Origin of the sequence: Nocardioides sp. CER19 (assembly GCF_029846275.1) — a bacterium.
Classification (GTDB): domain Bacteria; phylum Actinomycetota; class Actinomycetes; order Propionibacteriales; family Nocardioidaceae; genus Nocardioides.
Genome location: NZ_JARVWS010000002.1, coordinates 238,974 through 265,615, shown reverse-complemented (window position 1 = coordinate 265,615; position 26,642 = coordinate 238,974). Strand labels below are relative to the sequence as shown.

General features: G+C 72.5%; 16 protein-coding genes. 7 read left to right on the top strand and 9 right to left on the bottom strand.

Annotated features, from left to right (window positions below; translation table 11 throughout):
* Nucleotides 1-15: 15 nt before the first annotated feature.
* Nucleotides 16-861 carry a helix-turn-helix transcriptional regulator gene (locus QDS12_RS09685; protein WP_279878783.1) on the bottom strand — a complete coding sequence of 282 codons (846 nt, stop codon included), beginning with the start codon at nucleotides 859-861 and terminating at the stop codon, nucleotides 16-18.
* 151 nt (nucleotides 862-1,012) lie between these two features.
* On the opposite strand from QDS12_RS09685, the gene QDS12_RS09680 reads away from it, so the two are divergent.
* The 5 genes from QDS12_RS09680 (at nucleotide 1,013) to QDS12_RS09660 (ending at nucleotide 5,335) form a co-directional block, all read left to right on the top strand.
* On the top strand, nucleotides 1,013-1,858 hold the full coding sequence (locus QDS12_RS09680; protein ID WP_279878782.1) for an alpha/beta hydrolase: 846 nt from the start codon (nucleotides 1,013-1,015) through the stop codon (nucleotides 1,856-1,858).
* A 31-nt stretch (nucleotides 1,859-1,889) separates the two neighbouring features.
* A complete protein-coding gene (locus tag QDS12_RS09675) occupies nucleotides 1,890-2,843 on the top strand; it encodes an alpha/beta hydrolase (RefSeq protein ID WP_279878781.1) in 954 nt (317 codons plus the stop codon).
* Nucleotides 2,844-2,880: 37 nt separating this feature from the next.
* On the top strand, nucleotides 2,881-3,612 hold the full coding sequence (locus tag QDS12_RS09670) for an alpha/beta hydrolase (protein ID WP_279878780.1): 732 nt from the start codon (nucleotides 2,881-2,883) through the stop codon (nucleotides 3,610-3,612).
* 24 nt (nucleotides 3,613-3,636) lie between these two features.
* The gene (locus QDS12_RS09665; protein ID WP_279878779.1) at nucleotides 3,637-5,094 is read left to right on the top strand and encodes a cytochrome b N-terminal domain-containing protein; all 1,458 of its coding nucleotides are present in this window, start codon (nucleotides 3,637-3,639) and stop codon (nucleotides 5,092-5,094) included.
* Between the two features lie 64 nt (nucleotides 5,095-5,158).
* Nucleotides 5,159-5,335 (top strand): hypothetical protein, encoded by a 177-nt coding sequence (locus QDS12_RS09660; protein ID WP_279878778.1) that lies wholly within the window; start codon nucleotides 5,159-5,161, stop codon nucleotides 5,333-5,335.
* Between the two features lie 186 nt (nucleotides 5,336-5,521).
* On the opposite strand, the gene QDS12_RS09655 is transcribed toward QDS12_RS09660, so the two are convergent.
* Together QDS12_RS09655 and QDS12_RS09650 are read right to left on the bottom strand one after the other, a co-directional pair.
* Nucleotides 5,522-10,417: an NAD-glutamate dehydrogenase gene (locus QDS12_RS09655; RefSeq protein ID WP_279878777.1), complete on the bottom strand. Its 4,896-nt coding sequence runs from the start codon at nucleotides 10,415-10,417 to the stop codon at nucleotides 5,522-5,524.
* 69 nt (nucleotides 10,418-10,486) lie between these two features.
* Entirely contained in the window at nucleotides 10,487-10,936 is a 450-nt protein-coding gene (locus tag QDS12_RS09650) for an Lrp/AsnC family transcriptional regulator (protein WP_279878776.1), read from the bottom strand.
* A gap of 158 nt (nucleotides 10,937-11,094) precedes the next feature.
* On the opposite strand from QDS12_RS09650, the gene QDS12_RS09645 reads away from it, so the two are divergent.
* Nucleotides 11,095-14,625, top strand: a complete 3,531-nt coding sequence (locus tag QDS12_RS09645; protein WP_279878775.1) for an indolepyruvate ferredoxin oxidoreductase family protein — start codon at nucleotides 11,095-11,097, stop codon at nucleotides 14,623-14,625.
* Between the two features lie 34 nt (nucleotides 14,626-14,659).
* Here the strand turns inward: QDS12_RS09645 and QDS12_RS09640 are convergent, their stop codons facing one another.
* From QDS12_RS09640 to QDS12_RS09620, 5 genes are all read right to left on the bottom strand, one after another.
* On the bottom strand, nucleotides 14,660-17,260 hold the full coding sequence (locus tag QDS12_RS09640) for an ABC transporter permease (protein WP_279878774.1): 2,601 nt from the start codon (nucleotides 17,258-17,260) through the stop codon (nucleotides 14,660-14,662).
* A 71-nt stretch (nucleotides 17,261-17,331) separates the two neighbouring features.
* Complete coding sequence (locus QDS12_RS09635) at nucleotides 17,332-20,511, bottom strand: ABC transporter permease (protein WP_279878773.1); 3,180 nt, start codon at nucleotides 20,509-20,511, stop codon at nucleotides 17,332-17,334.
* 10 nt (nucleotides 20,512-20,521) lie between these two features.
* Nucleotides 20,522-21,208 (bottom strand): ABC transporter ATP-binding protein, encoded by a 687-nt coding sequence (locus tag QDS12_RS09630; RefSeq protein ID WP_279878772.1) that lies wholly within the window; start codon nucleotides 21,206-21,208, stop codon nucleotides 20,522-20,524.
* The gene (locus QDS12_RS09625) at nucleotides 21,205-22,128 is read right to left on the bottom strand and encodes an ATP-binding cassette domain-containing protein (protein WP_279878771.1); all 924 of its coding nucleotides are present in this window, start codon (nucleotides 22,126-22,128) and stop codon (nucleotides 21,205-21,207) included. Before QDS12_RS09625 ends, QDS12_RS09630 begins: the two co-directional genes overlap by 4 nt.
* A 221-nt stretch (nucleotides 22,129-22,349) precedes the next feature.
* Nucleotides 22,350-22,487 carry a hypothetical protein gene (locus QDS12_RS09620; protein WP_279878770.1) on the bottom strand — a complete coding sequence of 46 codons (138 nt, stop codon included), beginning with the start codon at nucleotides 22,485-22,487 and terminating at the stop codon, nucleotides 22,350-22,352.
* 155 nt (nucleotides 22,488-22,642) lie between these two features.
* Between QDS12_RS09620 and QDS12_RS09615 the strand changes: the two genes are divergently transcribed.
* A complete protein-coding gene (locus QDS12_RS09615) occupies nucleotides 22,643-23,296 on the top strand; it encodes a hypothetical protein (protein ID WP_279878769.1) in 654 nt (217 codons plus the stop codon).
* Between the two features lie 115 nt (nucleotides 23,297-23,411).
* Here QDS12_RS09615 and QDS12_RS09610 read toward each other — a convergent pair whose 3' ends face one another.
* A complete protein-coding gene (locus QDS12_RS09610; protein ID WP_279878768.1) occupies nucleotides 23,412-26,468 on the bottom strand; it encodes a glycoside hydrolase family 3 C-terminal domain-containing protein in 3,057 nt (1,018 codons plus the stop codon).
* Nucleotides 26,469-26,642 lie beyond the last annotated feature (174 nt).

Here is a 26,642-nt window from a genome sequence, read left to right as displayed (position 1 = left end):
AAGCGGCGGAGCGGCTCAACCATGGTCGGAGAGGGCAAGGCTCTCGGCGCGCAGCCGGGCCAGCGCGGCCTCGCTGTCAGTGCCCGGTTCGGCGGTGAACACCGTCAGGGCGTGCTCACGGCCGGGGTCGACGAGACTGTCACCGTGCAGCTCGAGCACGCCGAGTCGCGGGTGCACGACGCGGACCGGCTCGCAGTACGGGCCGTCCACGGGGTGCGCGGCCCACAGGGCCGCGAACTCCTCGCTCCGCCGCCGGAGGTCGGCGGCGAGCGCGGCCGCTTCGGACCGAGGGCCCTGCGCCGAGGCGGTGGCGGCGAGCCGGCCCACGAGGACGCGGCCGTGGTGCTCGTGGTCGGCGACCGGCGAGGTCGCCCGGGCGGACGGGTCGGTGAACCAGCGGTAGACGCGGCTCCGGGCCGGCCCCGTGAAGCGCCGCTCGTCGCCGAACAGCGCGCGGGCCAGCGGGGTCTGTGCCAGGGTCCGGCCCAGCTCGTCGGTGATCATGGCCGGGGTGTCCCCCAGCCGGTCGAAGGTGCGGAGCATGCCGTGACTGACCGGCTCGGTGTCGTGGCGCCCGCGCGGGGTCAGGGCCTGTCCGGCGAGCCGGAACAGGTGCGCCTGCTCGTCCTCGGTGAGCCGCAGCGCCCGCGAGAGCGCGGCGAGGACCTGCGGCGACGGCGTCGGGCCATGCGGCTGCTCCAAGCGCGTGTAGTAGTCGGTCGAGACGCCGCTGAGGGCAGCGACCTCGTCCCGCCGCAGCCCCGGCGTACGCCGGCCGCGACCGCGCGGCATCCCGACGTCCTCGGGCTGCAGCGCCGCCCGTCGTGTGCGGAGGAACTCCGCCATCTGGCCTCGGTCCACGACCCCTCTCCTCCTGCCTGATCGTCCTCGACCTTCCGACCAGGGCCGGCTGCTCGCCGTGACAACAGTCCGTCACACGCGCCGCCCCTCGGTGGTCATCCCTGCCGACCGAGGCGCTTCGCCGCCCACCCCGATCACCAGGGAGCCCGACATGAACCGAGGCCACACCCGGCCACGCCGGACCCGCGGGCTGCTGCTCGCCGCCGCCGTCCTTCTCACCGGCCTGCTCGTCGTACCGAGCCCGGACGCCTCCGCCGGTCGACCCGTCGAGCCGACCGACAGGCCCACGATCGTGCTGGTGCACGGCGCTTGGGCCGACGGGTCGAGCTGGAGCGGTGTCGTCCGCGGCCTGCAGCACGACGGCTACCGGACGGTCGCCTTCGCAAACCCGCTCCGCTCGCTGTCCGGCGACGCCGCGTACCTGAGGCAATACCTGGCCACCGTGCCCGGGCCCGTCGTCCTCGTCGGCCACTCCTACGGCGCGGCCGTCATCAGCGACGCCGCCACCGGCAACGCCGAGGTTCGGGGGCTCGTCTTCGTCAACGGCTCGCTGCCGGACCGGGGCGAGACGGTCGCGGCGCAGGCAGGTCCGGACTCCGCCCTGTCGGTGCCGGACCCGACCACGATCTTCGACTTCGTCCCCGGCACGCTGCCGCCCGGACCGGACGCCGACGTCTACCTCAAGCGGTCCACGTTCCTGACCTCGTTCGCCACCGGCCTGTCGCCCGCCGAAGCCGAGGCGTCGGCGGCCCTGCAGCGCCCGATCACCCTCGGCGCGCTCAACGAGCCCGCCGCGTCGCCGGCCTGGCACTCCATCCGGTCCTGGTACCTGATCGGCACCCAGGACCGCGTCATCCCGGCCAGCGCGCAGACCCGGATGGCTCAGCGCGCCGGCTCCACCGTCAGCACGTTCGCAGCCGGCCACCTCGGCCTCGTCACCGACCCGCACGCCGTGGTCCGCGTCATCGAGCGCGCCGTGCGCAGCACCACCCACTGAGACACCGACACCACCCCGAGAGGAAGATCCGATGAACCAGCACCACCTCGAGCCGGCCGCCCAGGCGATCGCCGACGCCACCGCGAAGCCGCCCTTCATCTACGAGCTCGACGCGTACGGCGCCCGCAAGGTCCTCGACGACCTGCAGATCGCCCACCCGTCCCCGCGCCCCGACGTCCACGAGCGATGGGTCACCGTCCCCGCCGAGGTCGGTGACGTCCGGGTGCGCGTGGTGAGGCCGACCACCGCCCCCGGCCCGCTGCCCACCGTGCTCTACATCCACGGCGGCGGCTGGGTCATCGGCAACGCCCAGACCCACGACCGGCTCGTCCGCGAGCTCGCCGTCGGCGCCGGTGCCGCCGTGGTCTTCGTCGAGTACGACCGCTCCCCCGAGGCGCAGTACCCGGTGGCGATCGAGCAGGCCTACGCCACCGCCCGGTGGATCACCGCCCGCGCCGAGGACGAGGGCTTCGACATCAACCGCCTCGCGGTGGCCGGCGACTCGGTCGGCGGCAACATGACCGCCGCCGTCGCGCTGATGGCCAAGCAGCGCGGCGACGTGGAGTTCTGCCACCAGTCGATGTACTACCCGGTCACGGATGCCGCTCAGGACACCGACAGCTACGTCGAGTTCGCGGACGGGCCGTACCTGCCCGCCAAGTCGATGGCCTGGTTCTGGGACGCCTACCTGCCCGACGTCGAGCGGCGCAGCGAGATCACCGCCTCCCCGCTGCGGGCGACGCTCGAGGAGCTCGCCGGCCTGCCCGAGGCGTTCCTGCTCGTCGACGAGTGCGACGTGCTCCGCGACGAGGGCGAGGCCTACGCACGCAAGCTCAGCGCGGCCGGCGTGCGCACCACGTGCGTCCGCTACAACGGCACGCTCCACGACTTCATGATGCTCAACCCGCTGCGGGAGGACCCGGCCCCCACCGCCGCCATCGAGCAGGCGATCCACGTCCTGCGCAAGGCGTTCCACACCGCCTGACCGTCACCTCCCACCCCACCCTCCGGAAGGAACACCCATGTCCACCGAACGCCCCATCGTCGTCCTCGTCCACGGCGCCTTCGCCGAGTCCGCGAGCTGGAACGGCGTGCTCGCCCGCCTGCACGGCAACGGCATCGACGCGATCGCCGTCGCGAACCCGCTGCGCAGCCTGGCCGGAGACGCGCAGTACGTGCGCGACGTCATCGCCGGTCTCGGCCGGCCCGTCGTCCTCGTCGGCCACTCCTACGGCGGCCTCGTCATCTCGGCCGCCGCCTCGGACAACGACGCCGTCCGCGCCCTCGTCTACGTCGCCGGCTTCGCGCCGGACACCGGCGAGAGCGCCCTCACGCTCTCCGCCAGCTTCCCCGGCAGCACGCTGGGTGAGGCGCTGATCGCCTACCCGGTCAGCTCCGGCGGCAACGAGCTGGCCATCCGCGCCGACGCGTTCCACCAGCAGTTCGCGGCCGACGTACCGGCCTCGGAGGCGGCGCTGATGGCCGCGACCCAGCGGCCGGTCACCGAGCAGGCGCTCGCGGACGGCCTGCCGGGCACGCCGGCGTGGCGGCGGATCCCGTCGTGGTTCGTGTACGGCGAGCAGGACCGCAACATCCCGGCGGCGGCGTTGGCCTTCGAGGCCGAGCGGGCCGGTGCCCGTTCGGTCCAGGCCCTCGTGGGCGCCTCGCACGCCATCTCGGTCTCCCGGCCCGATGAGGTCGCGGCCGCCATCCAGGACGCCTTCCGCTTCAGCGAGACGCTCCGCGCGGCCTAGCCGCCAGCCCGAGAGGAACCGGTCATGACCTCGACGACCATGCGGGTGCGCGGCGACCAGCCGCGAGTGGCAGGCGCCCGCCCCAAGAGCCTGCGGTCGATCGCCACCTACGGCCGCCTCGGCCGCCGCGCCGAGCCGAACCACTGGAGCCGCCTGCTCGGTGCGTTGTCCGCAGCGTGCCTGGCCGTCCTGGTCGTGACCGGTGTCCTCCTGCTCCTGCACTACGAGCCGTCCGCCGACACCGTCACCTACTCCGGCAGCTACCCGCTGCTGCGCGGCGTGCCGGTCAGCGCGGCCTACGCCTCCACGGTGCACCTCTCGCTCGAGGTCCGGGGCGGGATGCTGATCCGCCAGACGCATCATTGGGCCGCCCTGGTGCTGCCGGCCTCACTCATGCTGCAGCTGGCGACGCGGTTCTTCACCGGCGCGTTCCGCAAGCCGTACCGGCTCGCCTGGGTGCTGCTGTCGGCGACGTTCGTGCTGGCGCTGGCCGCTGGCTGGAGCGGTTACGCCCTCCCTGACGACATGCTGTCCGGCACCGGGCTCCGGATCTTCCAGGGCATCCTGGTCGGGACGCCCTTCGTGGGCGGCTGGCTCACGGGGTTGGTCTTCGGTGGCGAGTTCCCCGGCGACATCGTGCCGCGGCTCTACTGGCTCCACGTCGCGGTCATCCCGGCGGTCCTGGCCGTCGTGCTGGTGGCTCGCTACGTCGTCGGTCGCCGCCAGCGGCCCGCGCAGCCGTCGGGCGCCGGACACACCGAGTCGAACGTCGTGGGCCTGCCCTGGCCGGCCGCGGCGGTGCGGAGCGCGGGGATGTTCCTGATCACGAGCGGGATCCTGCTCGTCATGGGCGCCACGCTCACCGTCGCTCCGATCTGGCTCTACGGACCGTCGACGCCCGAGGCGGCCTCGGCCGGCAGCCAGCCCGACTGGTACACCTCCTGGCTCGACGGCGCGCTGCGGCTGGCTCCGTCCGGCTGGGACGTCACCTGGTTCGGAGGCACGCTGCCGCTGGCCGTGCTCGTGCCGCAGCTGGTGGCGGCGGCCCTGCTGGGGGCCGTCGCGCTGTACCCGCTGCTCGAGCAGTGGGTGACGCGCGACCGCGGCGAGCACCACCTGCTCGACCGGCCGAGGGACCGGCCGCATCGCACCGGGCTCGGCGTCGCCGGGTTCACGTTCTTCGGGGTGCTCTGGCTCTCCGGCAGCACCGACATCGTGAGCACGCTGTTCCACGTCGGCTTCGAGACGCAGGTCGATGTCCTGCGGGTGGTCGCGATCGCGGCCCCTGGGCTCGGCTACCTCGTCACCGTCGCCCTCTGCCGGGCCCTGCAGGCCCGCGACCGTGACGCGGTCCAGCACGGCGTGGAGACCGGTCGCATGATGCGCGCCCCCGATGGCCGGTACTGGGAGCCGCACAGCCCTCTGCCTGCCGAGGCGCGCGCCAGGATCACCGCCGCGCACCAGCAGGAGCTGACGCCATGACCCTCGACCTGGCCAGCACGCCGGCACCCACCTCGTACCCCTCGCCTGCTGAGGAGCGTTCGCGATGACTGCCTCAGCCCGCACAGCCCGCCGGGAGGTACGCCGCCGCCGGCTCCGGGCTGCTATCGCGACCGGCCGCATCCCCTCACCGCTCGAGCCGCGGCTGCTGCCGGTCACGCGATCGACGGCCGGCGACGAGCCCGCCGGCGACGTTCACACGCTCACACCCGGGGAGATCTGACGTCTCACGCCCGCGATCCCGATCAAGCCGTCCCCAGCAGGTGTGCCCTGCCGCCGGCGCGACGAGTAGGCCCCACGGCGGCCGATTCCTTTCGTGGCCGAAGCACCGGCGAGACGCACTTCCAAGGGCTTGACGTCCTGCAGGCGCCCGGTGCGGGAACAGCAGTTCGTGACCGTCGTCGGAACGTCAGCCCGACAGCAACCCCCGCACCACCCGCAGCCCGACAGAGAGCCGGGCCAGGTCCGCCTCGTCGTCGCCGCAGATCTGCTGGAGCGTCGCCGCGGCGCGGCTGACCAGGTCGGCCTCGCCCTCCTCCCACTCGGCGATCCGCGCGAGAGTGGTGTTCTCGGCCGGCGTGCCTCGCAGGATCTGAGCCGTGAGCTGGGTGTGCACGGCGTGCAGGTCGTCGCGCAGGGCAGCGCGGGCCATGGTCTGCCACTTGTCGTGGCGCGGGAGGGCCACGATCTTCTGGAGCAGGATCGGCAGCCCGAGCCGCTCGCCGAGGGCGAAGTGCAGGCGGGCGACCTCCTGGGGCGGCACGCCGTCACGCTGCGCGGTCTCGACGATGCCGAGCAGCACATACGCCGGCTGGAGCACTGCGACCCGGCGGGCCAGCTCCTCCGGCACACCACGCCCTTCGAAGCGGGCCTGCCGCTCCTGGAACCCCTCGAGCTCGAGGCCGGTCATCAGGTCCGGCAGCTGCGCCATGGTCTCCTGCACCGGGCCCGCGAACTGGTCGACGGTGGCGACGCTGTCCAGCGGTGGGCGACGGTTGGTGACCAGCCAGCGGGAGGCTCGCTCGACCAGGGTCCGCATCTCGATCCGCATCCGGGTCTGGACGGAGGCGTCGATCTTGTTGTCCCACGACCGGAGCTCCTGCCGTAGCGGCAGCGACCCGAAGATCTCACGCGCCACGAAGTTCGCCCGGGTCAGGTCGGCGACGCTCGCTCCGGTCTCGTCGGCCAGTCGTGGCCAGTAGGTCATGCCGGCACCGTTGACCAGGTCGTTGACGACCTGCGTCACGATGATCTCCCGGCGCAGCGGGTGCGCCTCGATCTGGCTCTCGAACCGCTCGCGCATCGGCGTCGGGAAGTAGGCCTTGAGATCGACGTCGAGGTACGGGTCGTCCGGGAGCTCGCCGCCCAGCAGCTCGTGGGCGAGCACGATCTTGGTCCACGCCATCAGCACGGACAGCTCGGGCGGGGTGAGCCCGACGCCGCGTTCGAGCCGGCGGCGTACCTCGGCGCGTGAGGGCAGCCCCTCGATCTCGCGGTCGAGCGTCCCGGCCTTCTCGAGCCGGCGCATGAAGTCCTCGTGCACGTGCAGCAGTGACGGCGCGTGGGCGACGGCGTTGGCGATGGCGAGGTTCTGCTCGTAGTTGTCGCGCAGCACCAGCGTCGCGACCTCGTCCGTCATCTCGGCGAGGAGGCCGTTGCGCTGCTTGCTGGTGAGGTCGCCGTCCTTGACCACGCGGTCGAGGAGGATCTTGATGTTGACCTCGTGGTCGGAGGTGTCGACGCCGGCGGAGTTGTCGATGAAGTCGGTGTTGATCCGCCCCCCTTCCTCGCTGGGACCGTCGGTGTCTCCGCCGCGCAGGACGTACTCGATCCGGCCGGCCTGGGTGAGGCCGAGGTTGCCGCCCTCCCCCACGCACCGCGCGCGCAGCTGCGAGCCGTTGACCCGGATCGCGTCGTTGGCCTTGTCACCCACGTCGCCGTGCGACTCGCTCTCGCCCTTGACGTAGGTGCCGATGCCGCCGTTCCAGAGCAGGTCGACGGGCGCCTGCAGGATCGCCTTCATCAGCTCGGCCGGCGTCATCTTCTCCACGCCGGCGTCGATGCCGAGAGCGGACCGGACGGCGTTGTTGAGCGGGATGGACTTCAGCGAGCGGGGGTAGATGCCGCCGCCCTCGGAGAGAAGGCTCTTGTCGTAGTCCTGCCAGCTCGACCGCGGCAGCTCGAACAGCCGGCGCCGCTCGGCGTACGACGTCTTCGGTTCCGGATCGGGGTCGAGGAAGATGTCGCGGTGGTCGAACGCGGCGACCAGCCGGGTGTGCTCGGAGCAGAGCATCCCGTTGCCGAACACGTCGCCGCTCATGTCGCCGATGCCGACGGCGGTGAAGTCCTCGGCCTGGCAGTCGATGCCGCGCTCGCGGAAGTGTCGCTGCACGGACACCCACGCGCCGCGGGCGGTGATGCCCATCGCCTTGTGGTCGTAGCCGACCGAGCCGCCGCTGGCGAACGCGTCGCCGAGCCAGAAGCCGTAGTCGTGGGCCACGCCGTTGGCGATGTCGGAGAACGTCGCGGTGCCCTTGTCGGCGGCGACGACGAGATAGGAGTCGTCGCCGTCGTGACGCACGACGTCGCGCGCCGGGAGGGTCTTGCCGTCGACCAGGTTGTCGGTGATGTCGAGCAGCCCCGAGATGAAGGTCTTGTAGCAGGCCACGCCCTCGGCCAGCCACGCGTCGCGGTCCGAGGCATCGGGGAGCTGCTTGCAGAAGAACCCGCCCTTGGCGCCGACCGGCACGATGACCGTGTTCTTCACCATCTGTGCCTTGACCAGGCCGAGCACCTCGGTGCGGAAGTCGTCGCGCCGGTCCGACCAGCGCAACCCGCCGCGGGCGACCGGGCCGAAGCGCAGGTGCACGCCCTCGACGCGAGGTGAGTAGACGAAGATCTCGAACTTCGGTCGCGGCTGGGGCAGGTCCGGGATGCCCGAGGGCTCGAGCTTGAGCGACAGGTACGGGTGCGGTCCGCCGGTCGCCGCGTCCTTCTGGAAGTAGTTGGTGCGCAGCGTCGCCTTGATGTGGGTGAGGTAGGAGCGCAGGATCCGGTCGTGGTCGAGGCTCGCCACGTCGTCGAGCGCGTCGAGGATCCGCCGCTGGAGGCGCTCCTCCTCGTCCGGGGACCCGCTGACCGGGTCGAACCGCGCCTCGAAGAGCGACACGAGCAGTCGGGTGATGTGGGCGTTCCCGCGCAGGGCGCCCTCGATGTAGTCCTGGGCGAACGGGCTGTTGCACTGGCGCATGTACTTCGCGTACGCGCGCAGCACCGTGGCCTGGCGCCAGGTCAGTCCGGCGGCGAGGACGAGCCCGTTGAAGCCGTCGGTCTCGTTGAACCCGTCCCACACCGCGCGCAGCGCGTCCTGGAACAGCTCGTGCGAGCCGCTGGGCAGGTTCTCGCCGTACCGCAGGCCGAAGTCGTAGATGATCGACCGCCGCTCCAGTCCCTCGAGCTCGTGGGGTCGCTCGTCGACGACCTCGACGCCCATGGAGGCGAGCATCGGCAGCACCTGGGAGAGGGAGAGCGGGTCGCCGACCCGGTAGACCTTGAGCCTGATCTCGCCGGGGCTCGCGTCGAGCTGCTCGTAGAGCGAGAGGTCGAGGCCGCTGTCGTCGGGGCCGTCGGTGCGGATCGCCTCGAGCCGGCCGAGGTCGGCCGCCGCGGTGCGCGCGGAGTAGTCCTCCTTGTAGCCCTCCGGGAAGGAGAGGGCGTAGCGGCGGCCCAGCTTGGTGCCGCGCTCCTCGCCGTACTCGGCGATCACAGCCTGGGCGAAGTCGTCGCGCCACGAGCGCGAGGCCTCGACGAGGCGGTGCTCGAGGTCGACGGTGTCGATGTCGGGGACGTGGTCGCCCGTGGGGAGATGGACGACGAAGTAGACGCGGGCGGTCGTCGACTCGTTGATGCGGACGGTGAACTCGATCGACTCGCCGTGCAGGCGCTCCTGGAGGATGCGGGAGAACCGTTCGCGGACCGCGGTGTTGTAGCGGTCGCGGGGCAGGTAGACCAGGACGGAGACGTAGCGGCCGTAGGTGTCGCGCCGGATGAACATCTTCACCGCGCGGCGCTCGCGGGCGCTCATGGCCGCCTCGGCCATCGGCGCCAGCTCGTCGACGGGCGTGTGCAGCAGCTCGTCGCGCGGGTAGGTCTCCAGGGTGTCCATCAGGGCCTGGCCGGCGTGGCTGCGCGGGTCGAAGCCGCTGTCCTTGAGGACCGCCTTGGCCTTCTCGCGGATGAGCGGGATCCGCATCAGTGACTCGGTGTACGCCGCGCTGGTGAGCAGGCCGAGGAAGCGACGCTCTCCGTCGACCTCGCCGTTGGCGTCGAAGGTCTTGACGCCGACGTAGTCGAGGTACGCCGGGCGGTGCACGGTCGCCCGGGAGTTGGCCTTGGCCAGCACGAGCAGCGTCTTCTCGCGGGCCTTGGCCTTGACCGCCTCGGGCAGCCGGCCCGAGGAGTCCGACATCTCCTGGTCGGCGCGCAGGATGCCGAGGCCGGTGCCGGGGATCGCGCGCAGGTAGTCGTCGTCGCCGCGGCGCTCGAGCTTGTACTCCTTGTAGCCCAGCAGCGTGAAGTGCTCGTCGCCGAGCCACTCCAGGAACTCAGCGGCGTGGCGCACCTCGTCGCCGTCGAGCGGCGGCGGGTCGGTGCGTAGCTGGGTGGCGATGGCCTCCATCTGGGCGTGCATCTTGCGCCAGTCCTCGTTGGCCTCGCGCACGTCGCGGAGCACCCGCTGGATGTCCTCGATGATCGCGTCAGGGTCGTCACCGGCAGGCAGCCGATCGATCTCGACGTGCATCCACGACTCGCGGACCGCCTCGCCCTCCGGCTCCAGCGCGCCGTCGGCCACCACGGCCATCGACTGCAGCGCACCGGTGATGTCGCGGACGACGTCGAAGCCCGGGTGGATCACGACGTGTACGTCGCGCAGCTGGCGCGACAGCTCCATCGTCAGCGAGTCGACGAGGAACGGCATGTCGTCGACGACGACCTCGACCACGCTGTGCCCGCCGGCCGACCAGCCGGTCTCGGCGAGGGTCGGCGTGCTGACCCGGACCTGCGCGGTGCCCTGGGGACGCTCGAGGCCGAGCTTGTAGTGCGCGGCGAACGCGCCGTAGACATCGACGTCGGTACGGTCGAGGAGGTCCTCCGGCGCCACGTGGCGGTAGTAGGCGCGCAGCAGATCAGCGATCTGGTCGTGCGGTGGCCCGCCGGTCCCCCTCCCTGATCGGGCCAGCTCGATGGCCTCGTCGATCAGTTCTTCCTTGGCCTGCTCTGATGTCTGCCGCGTCGTCGTTGACACCCTTCTGACACTAGCCGTCCGGCACGCGCCGCGCTGGCCGACGTCGCACTCGACGTCGGGTCGCCCCCGTCAGGCGTTGCGGGTCCACTGCTCGAGGACGACGAGCGTCTTCGTGCTGGCGATGGCCCCGCCCGAGCGCAGCGAGCTGACGACCCGGCGCAGGTCCTCGACGCCCTCGACGCGGATCCGCACGAGTGCGTCGGGATCGCCGGCGAGGGTGAGGACCTCCTCGACCTCGGGGATCTGCGCGACGAACTCCATGATCTGCGCCAGATCGAGGTCGTCGGCGAACTGGAGCTCGGTCATCGCCTCGATGCCGGTCGCGATCCGGCCGTGGTTGACCTGGACGGTGTAGCGCTCGATCACGCCGAGCGCCTCGAGTCGCGCGATCCGGCGCTGGACCGGGGCGACGGTCAGTCCGACCGCCGCCGCGATCTCGCGCAGCGGACGCCGGGCGTTCTCGCGCAGGAGGTCGAGGATCGCGCGGTCGGTCTGGTCGATGGACGCCAACTCGGTCACGCAACGAACTCTAACCGCGACACCACGTTCGTTGCGCGGCACAGCCGTCGATCACGATGGAGATTGCGGATCGTCGCCACAGACGACGACAAGAGTTGTGACCGGGCCCACGTCGACGGCATGCTCGGGGGCGCCGACCCCCTGCACCAGGAGAGCCGATGACCGTCACCGCCGACCGGCCCGCCGACCTCACGCCCGAGCCGCGGACGACGTACGACCTCGACGACCGGTTCCGCCACGCTGCGCCGCCGGTGCTGCTGACCGGGGTCCAGGCGATCGCCCGCCTGCTCGTGGAGCACCGCGCTCTCGACCGGCGCCGCGGCCTGCGGACCGCGTCCTTCGTCTCCGGCTACCAGGGCAGCCCGCTCGGCGGCCTCGACAAGCTGCTCGGCGGCATGAAGGACGTCCTCGACGCCAACGACGTCCGCTTCGTCCCGGGCCTCAACGAGGAGCTCGCCGCCACCTCCGTGTGGGGCAGCCAGATCGAGCTGCCACTGGGCACGAGCACCCACGACGGCGTGACCGGCTTCTGGTACGGCAAGGGTCCGGGCGTGGACCGGGCGACCGACGCCCTGCGGCACGCCAACATGTATGGCGTCAACGCGCGCGGTGGCGCCGTGCTCCTGGTCGGCGACGACCCGGCGTCGAAGTCCTCGACGGTGCCCGCGGTCAGCGAGCGGTCGCTGGCCGCCCTCGGCATCCCCGTCCTCTTCCCCCGCAACGCCGCCGAGATCGTGACGCTCGGGCTGCACGCCATCGAGCTGTCGCGGACCTCGGGCTGCGTGGTGGCGCTCAAGATCGTGGCCGACGTGGCCGACGGCGCCTGGGTGGTCGACCCCTCGGTCGGCGACGTGGCGCCGGTCGTTCCCACCGTCGAGTGGGAGGGCGCGCCCTACGCCTACCAGCAGCGCCCGATGGTCGTCCGGCCCGACGCCATCGTCAGCGCCGAGGCCGACCTCGTCGGCCCCCGGACCGCGCTCGTGCATGCGTACGCCGTGGCGAACACGCTCGACGTCCTCGAGGTCGACCCGCCCCACGCGACCGTCGGCTTCGTCGCGTCCGGCAGCTGCTTCGACTCGATGCGTCAGGCGATGACCGACCTGGGCGTCACCGACGAGGCCCTGGAGGACGCCGGCATCCGCGTCCTGCGGCTCGGCATGATGAGCCCGGTCGCGCCCGACACGATCCGCGCGTTCGCTGACGGGCTGGACCGGGTCGTGGTGATCGAGGACAAGACCTCGTTCGTGGAGACCCAGATCCGGGAGATCCTCTACGGCACCTCGAACGCTCCGCAGATCCTCGGCAAGCGCGACGCCGACGGCCGCACCCTCGTCCCCGCCAACGGCGAGCTCACCGCCGGACGCCTGCTGGCGCCGATGCGGCACCTGCTCCAGGACGTCGTGGCCATCACGCCGCCCGCGCCCAAGCGCACGCCGCTCCCGCTGCTGTCGACCAGCCGGTCGGCGTACTTCTGCAGCGGTTGCCCGCACAACCGCTCGACGTCGATCCCGGAGGGGTCCATGGGCGGCGGCGGCATCGGCTGCCACGTCATGGTCACCATCTCCGACCGCGAGGACAGCGCCGTCACCGGCGTCACCCAGATGGGCGGCGAGGGCGCGCAGTGGATCGGCCAGGCGTGGTTCACCGACGCCGGGCACATCTTCCAGAACGTCGGCGACGGCACGTTCTTCCACTCCGGGCAGCTGGCGGTCCAGGCGTGCATCGCGGCGGGCGTGAACATCACCTACAAGCTGCTCTACAACGAGGTCGTCGCCATGACCGGCGCCCAGGACGCCGAGGGCGCCCTCACCGTGCCGCAGCTGACCCACAAGCTGGCCACCGAGGGCGTGAAGAAGATCATCGTCTGCGCCGAGGACCCGAGCCGGCACCGTCGCCGCGACCTCGCGCCCGGCACGCTGCTGTGGAGTCGCGACCGCCTCGACGAGGCCCAGCGGATGCTGCGCGACGTCCCCGGCGTGACCGTCCTGATCTATGACCAGCACTGCGCCGCCGACGCCCGCCGCCAGCGCAAGCGGGGCGCTCTCCCGGCCCGCACCCAGCGCGTCCTGATCAACGAGGCCGTGTGCGAGGGCTGCGGCGACTGCGGCGCCAAGAGCAACTGCCTCTCGGTCCAGCCGGTCGAGACGGAGTACGGCCGCAAGACCCGCATCGAGCAGACCTCCTGCAACACCGACTACAGCTGCCTCGACGGCGACTGCCCGTCGTTCGTGACCGTCGAGACCGAGCCGCGGCGCCGCCGAACGTCGGGCAAGGCGCGCCGGGCGCGCAAGCAGGGCGAGCGTCGAGGGTTCCCGACCCCGCCTGCCGTCGTTGCCGGCCCGGCCCAGGAGCCGCTGACCGGGACCCAGAACGTCTTCATGGTCGGCATCGGCGGCACCGGGATCGTGACCGTCAACCAGGTGCTCGCGACCGCGGCGCTCCGCGCCGGGTACGCCACCGAGTCGCTCGACCAGACGGGCCTGAGCCAGAAGGCCGGCCCGGTCACCGGCCACCTCCGCTTCGCCGCCGGCGACCTCGAGCCCGCGAACCGGCTCACGCCCGGCTCGGCGGACTGCTTCCTCGGGTTCGACCTGCTGACCCTGGCCGAGGAGCGCAACCTCGCCTTCGGGAGCGCGACCTCGACCCGGACCGTGGTGTCGACCAGCCGCACCCCCACCGGTGCGATGGTCTACGACCCGACGGTCCAGCACCCCGAGGAGGCCGACCTGCTGGAGCGGGTCCGTACGGCGAGCGCCGACCTGTTCGACTTCGACGCCCTCGAGGCGGCCGACCGGATCTTCGGCAACACCGTCGCCGCGAACTTCCTGCTCGTCGGCGCCGCCCACCAGACCGGTGCGCTCCGGCTGCCGGCGGCGGCCATCGAGGAGGCCATCGAGATCAACGGCACCGCCGTCGCCGCCAACATCGCCGCCTTCCGCTGGGGCCGCGTGGCCGTGGCCGACCCGGCCGCCTTCCGCGCCGCCGGAGCGGCCGTCGCTGCTCCGACCCCGGCGCGCGAGCTGCCCGTACCGGCCTCGGTGTCCAGCTCGGGCCTCGACGGTGAGGTGCTGCGACTGGTCACCCAGCGCGCCACCGACCTCGTCGGCTACCAGGACGAGAAGCTGGCCGACGCCTACGTCGACCTGGTCGCGCAGGTCGCCGCCGCCGAGCGCGCCGTCACCACCGAGACCCGACTCAGCGAGGCCGTCGCCCGCAACCTGTTCAAGCTGACGGCCTACAAGGACGAGTACGAGGTCGCCCGGCTCCTCACCGACGAGGAGTTCCTTGCCGCGACCGGCGACTCCTTCCCGGGCGGCACGGTCTCCTTCAAGCTCCACCCGCCGATGCTGCGCGCGATGGGGCGCACCAAGAAGATGTCGTTCGGGCCTCGCTCCCACGGATCGCTGCGCCTGTTGGCCCGGATGAAGTTCCTCCGCGGCACCCGCGCCGACCTCTTCGGGTACGCCCACGTCCGCAAGGTCGAGCGCGTGCTGCGCGACCACTATCGCGCGATGGTCGCCGACCTCGCCGCCGGCCTCGGCCAGGCGTCCTACGACCGGGCCGTGCAGCTCGCCGAGCTCCCCGACCTGGTGCGGGGCTACGAGTCGGTCAAGCTCGGCAACGTCGAGCGGTACGTCGCCGCGCTGCGCGAGCTGGGCGTCGAGGCTCCGGCCTCGCTGGGGGCCTGACGCCGGCAGCGGTCGGTGGCGCGCCCACTGATCCTCAGCTGCGCAACAGCTGGGCGAGTGGCTGCCGGCGCACGCGCCGCCACTCGGTGAGGGCGATCAGGAACACCGCCGCCAGGACGACCGCGCCGCTCAGGAGCAGCCACCAGGGAACGGTGGGTTCGGTCGAGTCGGCCGCCCCGGTGATCTGCTCGAGCGACAGCCGGCCGAACGTCGCGTACGCGCCCCCGATCCCGAGCGCGAGCCCGGCGAGCACGGCGACGAGAGCAGGGGCCAGGAGCTCGCCGACCAGGACCTGACGAAGACCCTGGTCGGGGAGCCCGAGCGAGCGGAGCCGTCCCAACGACTCGCTGCGGGCAGGTGCCTCGATCGCGGCGGCGAGCGCCACGCCGAGGACTGCGAAGATCAGCAGCAGCCCGGCCGAGGCCGCGGCGAACACGACGAGACCCGAGGCCAGCGGCGCGTGGCGCCGCTCGTGGAGGACGTCGGCGTAGGTGACGACGGAGCCGAACCGGCCCGCGCTGGCCCTCACCGCGGCGGCCGCCCCCGGACCCAGGGCCCAGACCGTGTCGGGCTCCGCCACGGCGCCCGCGTCAGCGAAGGCGGCCGCGGCCACGACCACGACCGGACCAACCGACGCGTCCACGCGAGGAGCCTCGCCGACCACGTCGACAGCGACGCTGGTCCGCTCCCACTGCAGCACGAGGCCGTCGCGCAGGTCGGCGTCGCCGACCAGCAGCGCCGGCACGCGACCGCCTTCCGCCACCGCAGAGCGCAGCCGCGCGAGCTCGGTGCGGCCGGGCAGCGAGCTCGCGGCGAGGAGGCGTTCGTAGTCCGCCGGGTCCACGACGACCAGCCGCACCGTCTCGGCGCCGCGTCGCGAGGACGCCTCCACGTCGTCGGCGACGCGCGCGGCCACAGCGGCGCGGACGCCAGGCGCCTTCGCGACCGACGTCGCGAGTTCAGCCACCGCTGGGTCGGGAGGGGCGGTGAGCCGGGCGTCGCCGCCGACGGCCTCCAGCGCCCCGGCCGACTGGCCCTCCCGCTCGGTAGCCGCGAGGACGACGCCGAGCGCGAGCTGGGCGACGGCGACCGCCACGACCAGCAGCGGCAGTGCTCTGGCACCGGCTTCGGCCAGCCGGGCCGCCACGAGGAAGCGAACCTCCCCGGTCGAGCGGCGGGCACTCCGCAGCAGGAGGCGGACCGCGTGCGGGACCAGCCGAATCACCACGACAGTGCCCGCCACCGCCCACCACACGACCGCGCTGGCGGCCGTCAGGTCGCCCAGGCCGCGTTGACGCAGAGCGACGAACGACAGCACCGCCACCCCGATGACCGCGACCTCGAGCGCGGCGCGCTGCAGTCGCCGAGCGCGAAGCGCCGCGCGCCGCGCCGAGCGGTTCGCTCGGATCCGCGGCGCGCTCGTGGCGTGGGCAGCGGCGAGCACGCCCAGGATCGGCGTCGCCGACGCGGCCGCGACGACCACCGGCACCGACCAGGCCCAGCCGACGTCCCCGACCAGGAGCCAGGTGACCGCCAGGCCGACCAGGGCGCCGCTTCCCGCGGCGACCACGGCCTCGATCAGGAGCTCCAGCCCGATCCCGGGCAATCCCGCGCCACGCTCCCGGGCCAGGACCACGGATCCCCGGCGGCGGCGTACGAGGAGGTGGGCGGCAAGGACGAGCACCAGCAGCGCACAGGCGAGCAGCCCGAGGAGCAGCACCTCGGCCTGACCGCGGGCGGAGGCGACGTTCGCGCGTCCGGCGTCCAGCACCCCGACCAGCAGGCTGTCCCAGGTGATGTCACCGCGGGAGGAGCGGCCGGAGGCCTGCAACGCCACGATCGCTCGCTCCACCGCGGCCGACTCGTGCCAGCGGATGAGCGAGGGCTGCGGGGTGAACGCGACCTGGTAGGTCAGGTCGTCGGCGGGTACGCCGACCCGCAGGTCCGGCAGCGACGCAGCCGTGACCAGGGCGGCTGCCGAGGCGCTCGGGACGCCGTCCGCGACCGCCACCGTCGGATGCAGCAGCTGCGTCGACGCGTGCCACGCATCCGCGGCCGGGTCCGTCGCGGCGTAGACCCCGCTGACCACGATCGTGAACCGCCGGTGCTGCTCGTCCTCGGCCGGCACGCGGTCGCCCGGACCGAGGCCGAGCGCTGCCGCCGCGTCCTCGGCCAGCCCGACCTGCACGGGCCACGGCTCGGGGCCGGGTCGCACCGTCAGACCGGCTCGCTGCGGCCCGACGCTGCCCCGCGGCGGACCTCCCGCCGTGTAGGTCACCGCCGGTGGACCGGCGGGGGTGTCGACGTAGACCAACCTCAGGTATCGCCCCGGGCCGTCGTCGAGGAGGTGGAGCGGCGGCGTGGTCAGGGTCGCGATCCCGGGCCGCAGCACGGCCTTCAATCGAGGTGGCAGCACGTAGTGCGCGTACTCGGCATCGTTGCGCAGCTGCACGTCGGAGAGCGGTTCACGCTTGGTGCCGGTCGGGTCGTCGTAGCCCTGCGGCGCCGTGGCCACGACGTCGCCGCGCGATCCGGCGTCGCGCACCGTGGCGGCGATGGCGCGGTCGGCCGTGCGCTCGCCCAGGGGCCGCACGGCAGCGGTCAGCGCGGTCGTGACCGCCACCACGAGTGCCACGAGGACGAGGAGCCCCCGGTCGCTGCGGAGGCGTCCTCGGATGGTTGCCGGGTGCAGCCGTGACCTCGGCATCAGAGGTCACCCGCGCGCAGGTCGGCCGGGCTCGAACGGCGGACCTGGAGGAACGTGAGGACCGCCGTCAGGACCAGCGAGGCGGCCAGCAGGCCGCCGAAGAGCACGCCTTCCGCTGCCCAGGGCACAGTGGCGACCGCGGGCGGAACCGGCGCCGCCCCGACCTCGGAGCGGACCAGGTGGGGGCCCAGCAGGACGGCCGCCGCCAGCCCGACGGACGCGCCCGCCAGCACGAGCGGCACGACGAAGGCACCGTGCTCCACGAGCAGCACCCGCCGAGCGTGCCGGCGGGTGAGGCCGAGCGCCCGCAGCCGCGCCACGTCCGCGGAGCGCCGCTGGCGGCCGGCGCTGAGCACCAGGCCGACGCCGGCGAGGAGCATCACGGCCGCAGTGGCGACCAGCGTGAGCAGGGCCGTCGGGACGGCCACCCGCAACGGTCCACGGGCCAGCTGCCCGGCCACGCCGTCGCGAGTGGTGACGTCTCCGAGGCCGGTGGCGCGCAGCTCCTGCTCCACGGCCGGAGTGGGCCGCGCGACCCACCACCCGTCGACGACCGGGTCGAGCCGGCCGGCGTCGATGAGCGCGCGCGAGAGGGTGTCGACGTCGGCGAGCACGGCCACACGGCCCGGAGCCGACGGCACGTCCGACACGACCTCGACCACCCGGAGCGGCACCGCGGTGTCACCGACCGTGGCCGAGAGCCTGGCGCCCACCTTCGTGCCGACGGCGTCGGCCAGCTCGTGGGAGACGGCGACGGGGACTGCCGTCGGCGCCGGGAGCACCGTCGCCAGCAACGTCGCGCCGGTGTAGGCGAAGTAGCTCAGGTCGATGCCGGCCGTCGCGGTCAGCCGGGTGACGCCTCCTCGCGTCGACACGGCGACCTGCGCGCCGCGCACAGAGCTCTCGCGCTGCTGCGGCCGAAGGTCCCAGGTGCCGCCGGTACCGGCGCCGCCCGGGATCGAGAGGCCGACCGACACGTCGCCGGTCGTGGCCGCCTCGGTCGCCTCGTCCGGCTCGATGCCGGGGCTGCCGTCCAGCACCAGCCGTACGGCGACCAGGTCGCCGCCGACCGGACCGAGCCAGTCGACCGGGTGCGAGCGGCCGTCCAGCGGGAGCGGCGTGGCCGTGACCGCGCTGCGGAAGCCGGAGGCATCCTGCACCACCGCGGTCGGCGTCACTGTGATCGACGCCCCGTCGGGCGCTCTGCCGGCGAGCGTCATCCGCGCTTCCCCGGGCAACGACAGACCGTCGACCAGGGTGCCGGGAGCCAGGTCGGCGCCGACCGCCGACCAGCTCGCGCCGGATGCCACCCGCCCCCGCAGCAGCGCCGCTGCATGCCTGGTGTCGACGGCCACCAGCATGGGCGGTGTGCCCGGGTCGCCGAGATAGCTGCCCAGCGCGAGCGGGGTGTGGACGACCGGGGAGGTGACGGTCGTCGGTGGACGGTCGCGGGTGGCGGCGGCGACGGCGACCGCGTCCTGGGAGGTTGCCGGGGCGGCCAGGGCGAGCGACAGGTCGGACCCCACCCGCAGCGCGGCCTGGTCGTCCTGCGAGCGCTCCCAGGTCGTCCTCACGGAGAGCCCGAAGACCGACGCCGCGACCGCTGCCGCGATCAGCACCATGGCCGTGCCGACGTGCGGACGCCGCGCCGCCTGCTGCGCCGCGAGCGGTAGGACGAGGCCGCGCGACCGGTCACCAAGACGCGCCGCCGCTGCGAGCAGGAGCGGCACCAGCCGGACGGCCAGCACCGTCGCCGCGGCGAGGCAGAGCACCGGGGCCAGCGTCAGCGTGAGGTCGCCGCGGGCGGCGGTGGTCGGCGGCTGCGTGCGCAGCTGCCACCAGCCGGTCACCGCGACCCCGGCGAGGAGCACCACCATGCCCGACCGCGCGGCCACGGCGACCCGCCCCCGTGAGCTGCGGTCCGGCGCCGTGTCCGCGTCCTGGACGGTGAGGACGAGGGCGAGGGCGAGGACCACCGCGCCGGCCAGCACGGTGAGGACCAGCCCCCGCGTGACCGACGGTGGCTGTGCGAGCCCGGCCACCCGGAGGCTGCGCAGGTGGGTGAGGCGGGAGTGCACGAGCGCGGCGACCGGGACCGCCAGCAGGGCAGCGAAGCCGGCCAGCACGAGTGCCTCGATCGACGCGACGCCGATCTGCTGCCGGCGGCTCAGGCCGAGGGAGACGAGCAGCGCCCTCTCCTCGTCTCGGACCGATGCGAGGAGCCAGCCGGCGAGCAGCGCGGCCGCGAAGGCCAGGCCCGTGCCCAGCGTCAGCAGCACCAGCACGGTGGCGCGGGTGGTTGCCTGCTGCGCTTCGAACCCGTCGAGCGTGTCGGGAAGGCTCGAGGCGACCCTGGTGATCCGTGCGCGGTCGCCGACCCGCGAGGACAGCGCGGCGTCTGCGGAGTGGAGCCGGTTCGTGGCCGCCCGCAGCGTCGTGTGCTCGGCCAGCGCGAGCGTGGGGTCGGCGGTGACCCGCAGGCCCGTCACCGACGAACCGGTGGCCAGGAAGGCTGCGCTGTCGACCACGAACGGACCGTAGGCCGGCGCGGTCACCGACCCGTCGCTGTAGGTCGCGTCGAAGCCCTGCCCCACCAGCGGGTCGCCCTGCCAGCTGAGGCGATCCTGCGGCCGGAACGTCCCCACGACCACGACGTGGACCGGGACGTCGACGCCCCCCAGCCCGATCTCGTCGCCGAGCGTCACGCGGTCGCCGAGACGCAGGCCCAGCAGGCGGGCCGTCGTGTCCGGCACTGCGGCCTCCGTCGGGTGCGCCGGCGTGCCGTCGGGCCAGCGACCGGAGGTCAGCTCGGCGCCATGCACGAGCGTGTCGCCCGAGGCCAGGTAGGCCAGCCGGTCGGTGCCCTCCAGTCGCCGCATCCGGGCCGTGGCGACACTCGTCACCCGCGGCCTCATCCGCGCGAGCACGGCACCGACCGCGTCACTGGCCTGCTCCTGGACGCTGGCGAGGTCGGCACCGGTGACATCGACGAGGTACGCCGTGATGGAGACGTCCTCCGGCTGTGACCGGAGGATCTCGGCGTGGAAGGCGCGGTCCTGGGTGACGCCCAGCAGCTGCGAGCAGACGCCGAGCAGGCTCGCGGAGGCCGCGACGAGCAGCAGCACGGCGGCCAGGAGGCGCCGCTGGACCAGCGCGCGCCGGGCGACCAGCGCTAGCACGGGTGTGCCGTCATTCGTGGACCTGACCGTCCGCAATGCTGAGCACGCGGTCGGCGAGCGACATCATCACGGGGTCGTGGGTGGCCACGATCGCGGTGACGCCCTCGGACTCCACGACAGCGCGCAGCAGCGCCATCACCGAGAGCCCGGTCTCCGCGTCGAGCTGGCCGGTCGGCTCGTCCGCCAGCAGCAGCCGCGGCGACCCGGCCAGCGCACGGGCGATCCCGACCCGCTGCTGCTGACCGCCGGACAGCTCCGACGGTCGCTGCAGCTCGTGGCCACGCATCCCCACGAGATCGAGCAGGAGTGCGACCCGCCGCTCTCGGTCCGCGACCGGCGTACGACGCAGCCGCAGCGGCAGACCGATGTTCTCGGCAGCGGTCAGTGCCGGGATCAGCCCGAAGGTCTGGAAGACGTAGGAGATGGAGTCGCGACGCAGGCGTCCGAGGCCCCGGTCGTCGAGGCCGGTCACCTCGGTGCCGTCGACACGCACCGTGCCCGCGTCCGGCTGGTCGAGCCCGCCGATCAGGTTCAGGAGCGTGGTCTTCCCCGAACCGGACCGCCCGACCACGGCGACCATCTCCCCCCGCGCGACGTCGAAGGAGACCTCGCGCAGCGCGTGCACCGTGGCCGGGCCCGAACCGTAGGTGCGCGACAAACCGCTGACGGTGACCATCGGGTCGGGGGCGGCGCTCACTCGACCTCGCCCTGCCCGGGGCGGATCTCGACGTGGTCCTCGGCAAGCGCGATCCGGACCCGGCGGGTCAGCTCGAGCGCCTCGCGGAACTCCCGCGGCACCTGCACGCGCCCGGCGCGGTCCATGACGGCGTACTCCTCGACCACGCCGACGGCGTCGGCAGTGTCCACGCTGCGCAGGACCTCGCTGCTGGTCCGCCCGTCGCGAATGGCGACGGTCCGTGCCACCTGCCCGCTCACGGCAGCGTCGTGGGTGACGACCACGACGGTCGCGCCGAGCTGCTGGTTGGCGGTGCGCAGGGCAGCGAAGACCTCCTCGGCCGTCTCGCTGTCGAGCTCGCCCGTCGGCTCGTCGGCCAGCAGGACCTGCGGCCGGTTGGCGAGCGCGACCGCGATCGCGACCCGCTGCTGCTCACCGCCCGACATCTGCTGGGGGCGACGGGAGGCGCAATGTGCGACGCCCAAGCTCTCGAGCAGCGCCTCGGCGCGCACCCGCCGTTCCTTGCGCGCGGTTCCGGCGATCGTCATCGGAAGGTCCACGACCTGGCTCGCGGTCAGGTAGGGCACCAGGTTGCGGGCGGCCTGCTGCCGGACGAAGCCGACGACGTGCCGGCGAAAGAGCACCCGCTCCGCCCGCGACATGTCCACCAGGTCGTGACCCGCCACCCGGGCCCGGCCGGCGGTCGGGGTGTCCACGCCGGCGAGCACCTGAAGCAGCGTCGACTTGCCCGACCCTGACGCACCGACGATCGCGACCATCTCGCCCTCGTGGATCAGCAGGTCGAGACCCTGCAGTGCCTGCACCTCGACGCTGTCGGTCTGGTAGATGCGCACCAGGCTGTCGCACACGACCAGGGCGTCATGCCCGAACTCCGGCTCGTGCCGGGGACCCGCCGGGAGGGCCAGTACCGGTCCCGCCATCCTCGTCCTCCGCCCTTGCGCGCCCGTGCCCGCCGATGCTAACCACCCGCGTCAGCGCGCGGGTGGAACTCGGCCGGTGCTCACTGAGGGGACGTCCTCAGCCGACGCTGGTGCCGCGCGGCCAGCCCGAAGAGGAGGCCGCCGAGGAGGAAGTAGGCGTCGATCGAGTCGTTCGCCGCCAGCGTGTACGTCGACGGGTCGCTGGTCCCGAGCCTGGTAGCTCAGGCCGGTGATCCCGCCGCCGCCAGACCGGTCTGGCGGACGAGGTCGTCCACGAGCCCGGATGCTCCACGCAGCACGAGGACCGCCGTGCCGAACCCAACGAACGCCACCCACAGGGTCGCCTCCCTGGCTCTCATCGCACCTCCCTCCTGCCTCTCGGAGTCGTGCCGACCTGATCGATTCGGACCCTGCGCGTCATCATGTCGGAGACGGAGCGAAGGCGACTCGAGGCGCCGACGGATGGCCTATGGTGCGTTCAGGACGATTCGCCCGCGTCTCGGCAGGATGGTGGGTGTTGGTGCAACCACTCGGTCTCGACGCCGTGAGGCCGGGAGACGTGCTGTTCTTTCGCCGCAAGGGTCCCCTGTCGTACGCGATGCGGGCTGTCGATGCCACGGTCTTCCAGCACGTCAGCCTCGTCATCGACGCGACGTGGATCGCGCACTCGGGAGTGACCGGCATGCGCGCCGTTCGGCTGGAGGCCGTGCTCGGCTCAGCGCTCGACATCCACGTGCTGCGGAGCAACACCGTCACGGATCTCGCGCCTGTCACGAGCATCGCGTGCTCGTACCTCGAACGAGGGGCACGGTTCGCCTACGGTCACGTGATCCTCGCCGGTGCGATGCAGCTGGCTCGGCGGCTGTCCGACGACGGCGCCCTCAGGGCGGCATCGAGGGGCTCCGTCCGAGCGATCGCGAAGGTGGCCTCACGTCGGGCGGCCGGCCGCCGAACTCCCATGACGTGCTCGGAGTTCGTCTACCGATGCTTTGCGGAGTCGAGCATCGGTAGCGGCGCTGCTTATCTGTTGAGCATCGCCGATCGCCGACCTACGTCGCCGGTCGGAGACGCGAGCGCCCACTCGGTGCCGGCCCTGCCCAACTTCGTGACACCCGGCGATCTCTATCGATCGCCTTCCCTCGAGCTGGTCGGCCGACTGCTGACGTGACCTCCTCAGGCGCTCAGCGATGGCTGGGCCCGCCGGTCGGCCGGCCCGAGGACGGCTCTGCGCGCAGACGCGGTCGCGGGCAGGTGCCCGCGACCGCGTCCTCACCGACGGTGTCTCAGCTGACCGTGATGGTGACCTCCTGGGTGGCCGTCGGGCTGACCTCGTTGCTGGCCCGGACTCGGACGGTGAACGTTCCGGCGGCGGTCGGCGTGCCGGAGATGGTGCCGGTGCCGTCGCCGTGGTCGGTGAGGGCCAGCCCGGCAGGCAGCTTGCCGACGACCGAGAGGCTCGGCACCTCCTGCAGGGTCGGCGACTGCGTGGTGGCAGTCGTCACCGTGAAGCTGCCGGCCGTGCCCGCGGTGAAGGTCGCCGTCGGTTCGGAGGTGATCTGCAGCGGTGCGACGTTCACGACGAACGACGTGCTGGCCGTCCTGCCGTGGTAGGTGGCGTCCACCGTCACGGTGGCGATCCCCGAGCCAGCGGCGCGCAGCACGGTGCCGCCCTGCTCCACCGCGACGACGTCGCGACGGTTGGAGTGGTACCGGACCTTCATCCCCTTCGGAAGCGGCGTGCTGCGGCCCTTGCTGATGTAGCCGTGCAACGCCTCGTCATCGGTGGCCACGGTCACCTGCGGGTCGATGCGGGTGCCCGCGTCGAAGGCGACACGCTGCGCGACGTCGGCGGCCGCGTCGCCGGACTCGACCGGACGCACCGAGACCGTCGTGGGCACGCGGCCCAGGCGTCCCGTGACAGTCACCGAGGCCCGGGCCCTGACGTCCGCGGAGGACGCGGCGAGCTGGAGACCGTAGGTACCGCGGTCGACCTTCATCGTCTGGCTCTGCTCATCGAGGAAGGCCAGCTGCGAGGCCGGTGCCGAGAAGTGCACCCGGACCGACCTTCCAGGCTTCACCACGACCCGATCGAAGGCGAGCAGCCGCTTGGCCGGCCGCTCCGCTGCAGCGGAGGCGAACGGTGTCGTCACGTAGAGCTGCGGGGTCGCCGCGCCGGTGACGTCACCGGTGTTGGTCACGGTCGCGGTCGCGGTGATGGTGCCTGACGCCTTGACCGTGCCCCTGTCGACCTTGAGGTCGGAGAAACGGAAGCTGCTGTAGCCGAGGCCGTGGCCGAACGAGAAGCTCGGCGTGCCGGTGTAGTACATGTAGGTGCGCCCCGGCGCGGACTGGCTGGGCCGGATCGCGTAGTCGGTGATCGCCGGCAGCTGGCTGTCGTCGGTGTACCACGTGAAGGGCAGGTGCCCGCTCGGGTTGACGTTGCCGAGGAGCACGTCGGCGATCGCCGGCCCCTGTCGCTGCCCGAGGTAGGAGCTCCAGAGGATGGCCGGACTGGTCGCCTCGAAGCTGCGCACGTCCACCGAGCCCACCGTCTGGAGGTAGACCACGGTGTGCGGGTTCGCCGCCTCGACCTGGCTGATCATCGAGGCCTGCGCCCCGGGCAGCGCGGTGGTCGTGCGGTCGTGGTCCTCCGAGGCGGTGCTGCGGTCGGTGCCGGCGACGACGACGACGGCGTCGTAGCCCTTGACGGCCGCGATGGTCCCGGGGTCGACGGTGGTCAGCTTCGACGCGGTCGTGCCGCCCGTGACGCCGGGCAGGAAGTCGACCTGGGCGTTGGGGTTCCGTGCCTCGATGGCGTCCTTGATGCCGGTGTAGGCGTCGATGTTGTTCGCGGCGCCGGCGTTCACCTGGAAGCTGGAGTAACCGCCCGTGTCGAGCTGCGTCGGGTGCGCGAAGTAGCCCACGACCGCGACCTTGAAGGCCTGGCTCTTGGGAACGCTCAGCGGTAGCAGTGACGCAGCCCCGACCTTGTCGTTCTTCAGGAGGACCAGGCCCTCCTGAGCGCTCTCACGCGCTTGCGCGAGACGTTCCGGCGTCTCGGTGACCGCGTTGTTGTCGGGCGAGCTCGTCCAGGTGGCTCCGCCCAGACGCTCGCGGGCCGCGCGGACCCACGGGACCTGGTTCTCCTGGTCGAACTCGCCGGTCTCGATGCGGGCGGCGAACAGCCGCGTCACGGACGTGTCGACATCGCCGACGTTGAAGGTGTCCACCTCGGTCTTGATCTTCTGCGCGATCGCGGTCGGCACGGTGTTCCCGTAGCTGTACTGGTCGTGGTAGCCCCAGTTGCAGTCGAGGTCCTCACCGGCGGAGATCGCGTACGCCGACCGGCCGTACTGGTCGAGCGGGGCGCTCGCCGTCGGCGGCTGCCAGTGGTGGCCGTTCTGGATCTCCCGCACCGCGTCGCAGTCGGAGGTGAAGTAGCCGCGGAAGCCGTAGGTGTCGCGGGCCAGGTCGCTCATCAGCTGCACGCTCGCGGCGGCCGGGACGCCGTTGACCGAGTTGTAGGAGCTCATGATCGAGCCCGGGTGGGCCGCCTTGACGATGTCGGCGAACTGCTTGGTGTAGTACTCGCGCAGGGTCCGCTGGTCCATGTCGGCGGACCCGTTGCGACGGTTGACCTCGCTGTTGTTGGCGGCGTAGTGCTTCAGCGTCGCGATGGCCTTGTAGTAGCCGTTGGCCGAGTCAGGCAGCACGCCGTCAGGCGTCTGGCCCTGCAGGCCGTCGACGTACTGACCCGCGAGCGCGGCGGTCAGCGTGGGGTCCTCGCTCCAGCTCTCGTCGTTGCGTCCCCAACGCGGGTCGCGCGAGAGGTTGACGGTGGGAGCGTAGAAGTCGAGGTTGAGCCGGTTGTCCGGTGCGGTGTCCCGGGCCTCGTCACCGATGAGGGACGCCTCCCGGTAGACGAGCTTCGGGTCCCACGTGCTGCCCATCGACAGGTCGGAGGGGTACGACGTGGTGTTGGTCAGCGTCGTGGCGTTGCCCGTCGGGGTGATCGTCGAGGCGTTGACGCCGTGGTTGGACTCGTTCCACCATCCCCACGCCGCGATACCGAGGCGCGGGATCGCGGGGGCCCGGCTGCTGTTCATCTCCTGGGCCTTCTCGGCCAGGGTCATGCGCGAGACCAGGTCCGCGGCTCGCTCCACTGGCGTGTAGGACCTGTTGAGGTAGACCGGGGTGGACGACGCCCCGGGTGCGGACGATGACGAGGCGGCGGGTGCTGAGGCCGAGGCCGCGTTGCCGAGAGTTGTTGCGGCGAGGGCGCCGGCGACCACGGCAGTGCCGAGGGCGGCGACGGTACGCCTGCGTTGTCTGCTGACCATGTGTGCTCCGAGAGAAGGCGTACCGAACGGTGCGCGCCGATAGGTCCCCCAGCCCTGCCCCGAGAAACAGGCAGTGTGGCGTGGGTCTCATGAACGTACGGCCATCGTTTTATCCGGGTCAAGGATGAATCTGACCCGGTTTTAACCATGTTTGTCCTGTTCTGGACTAACTCG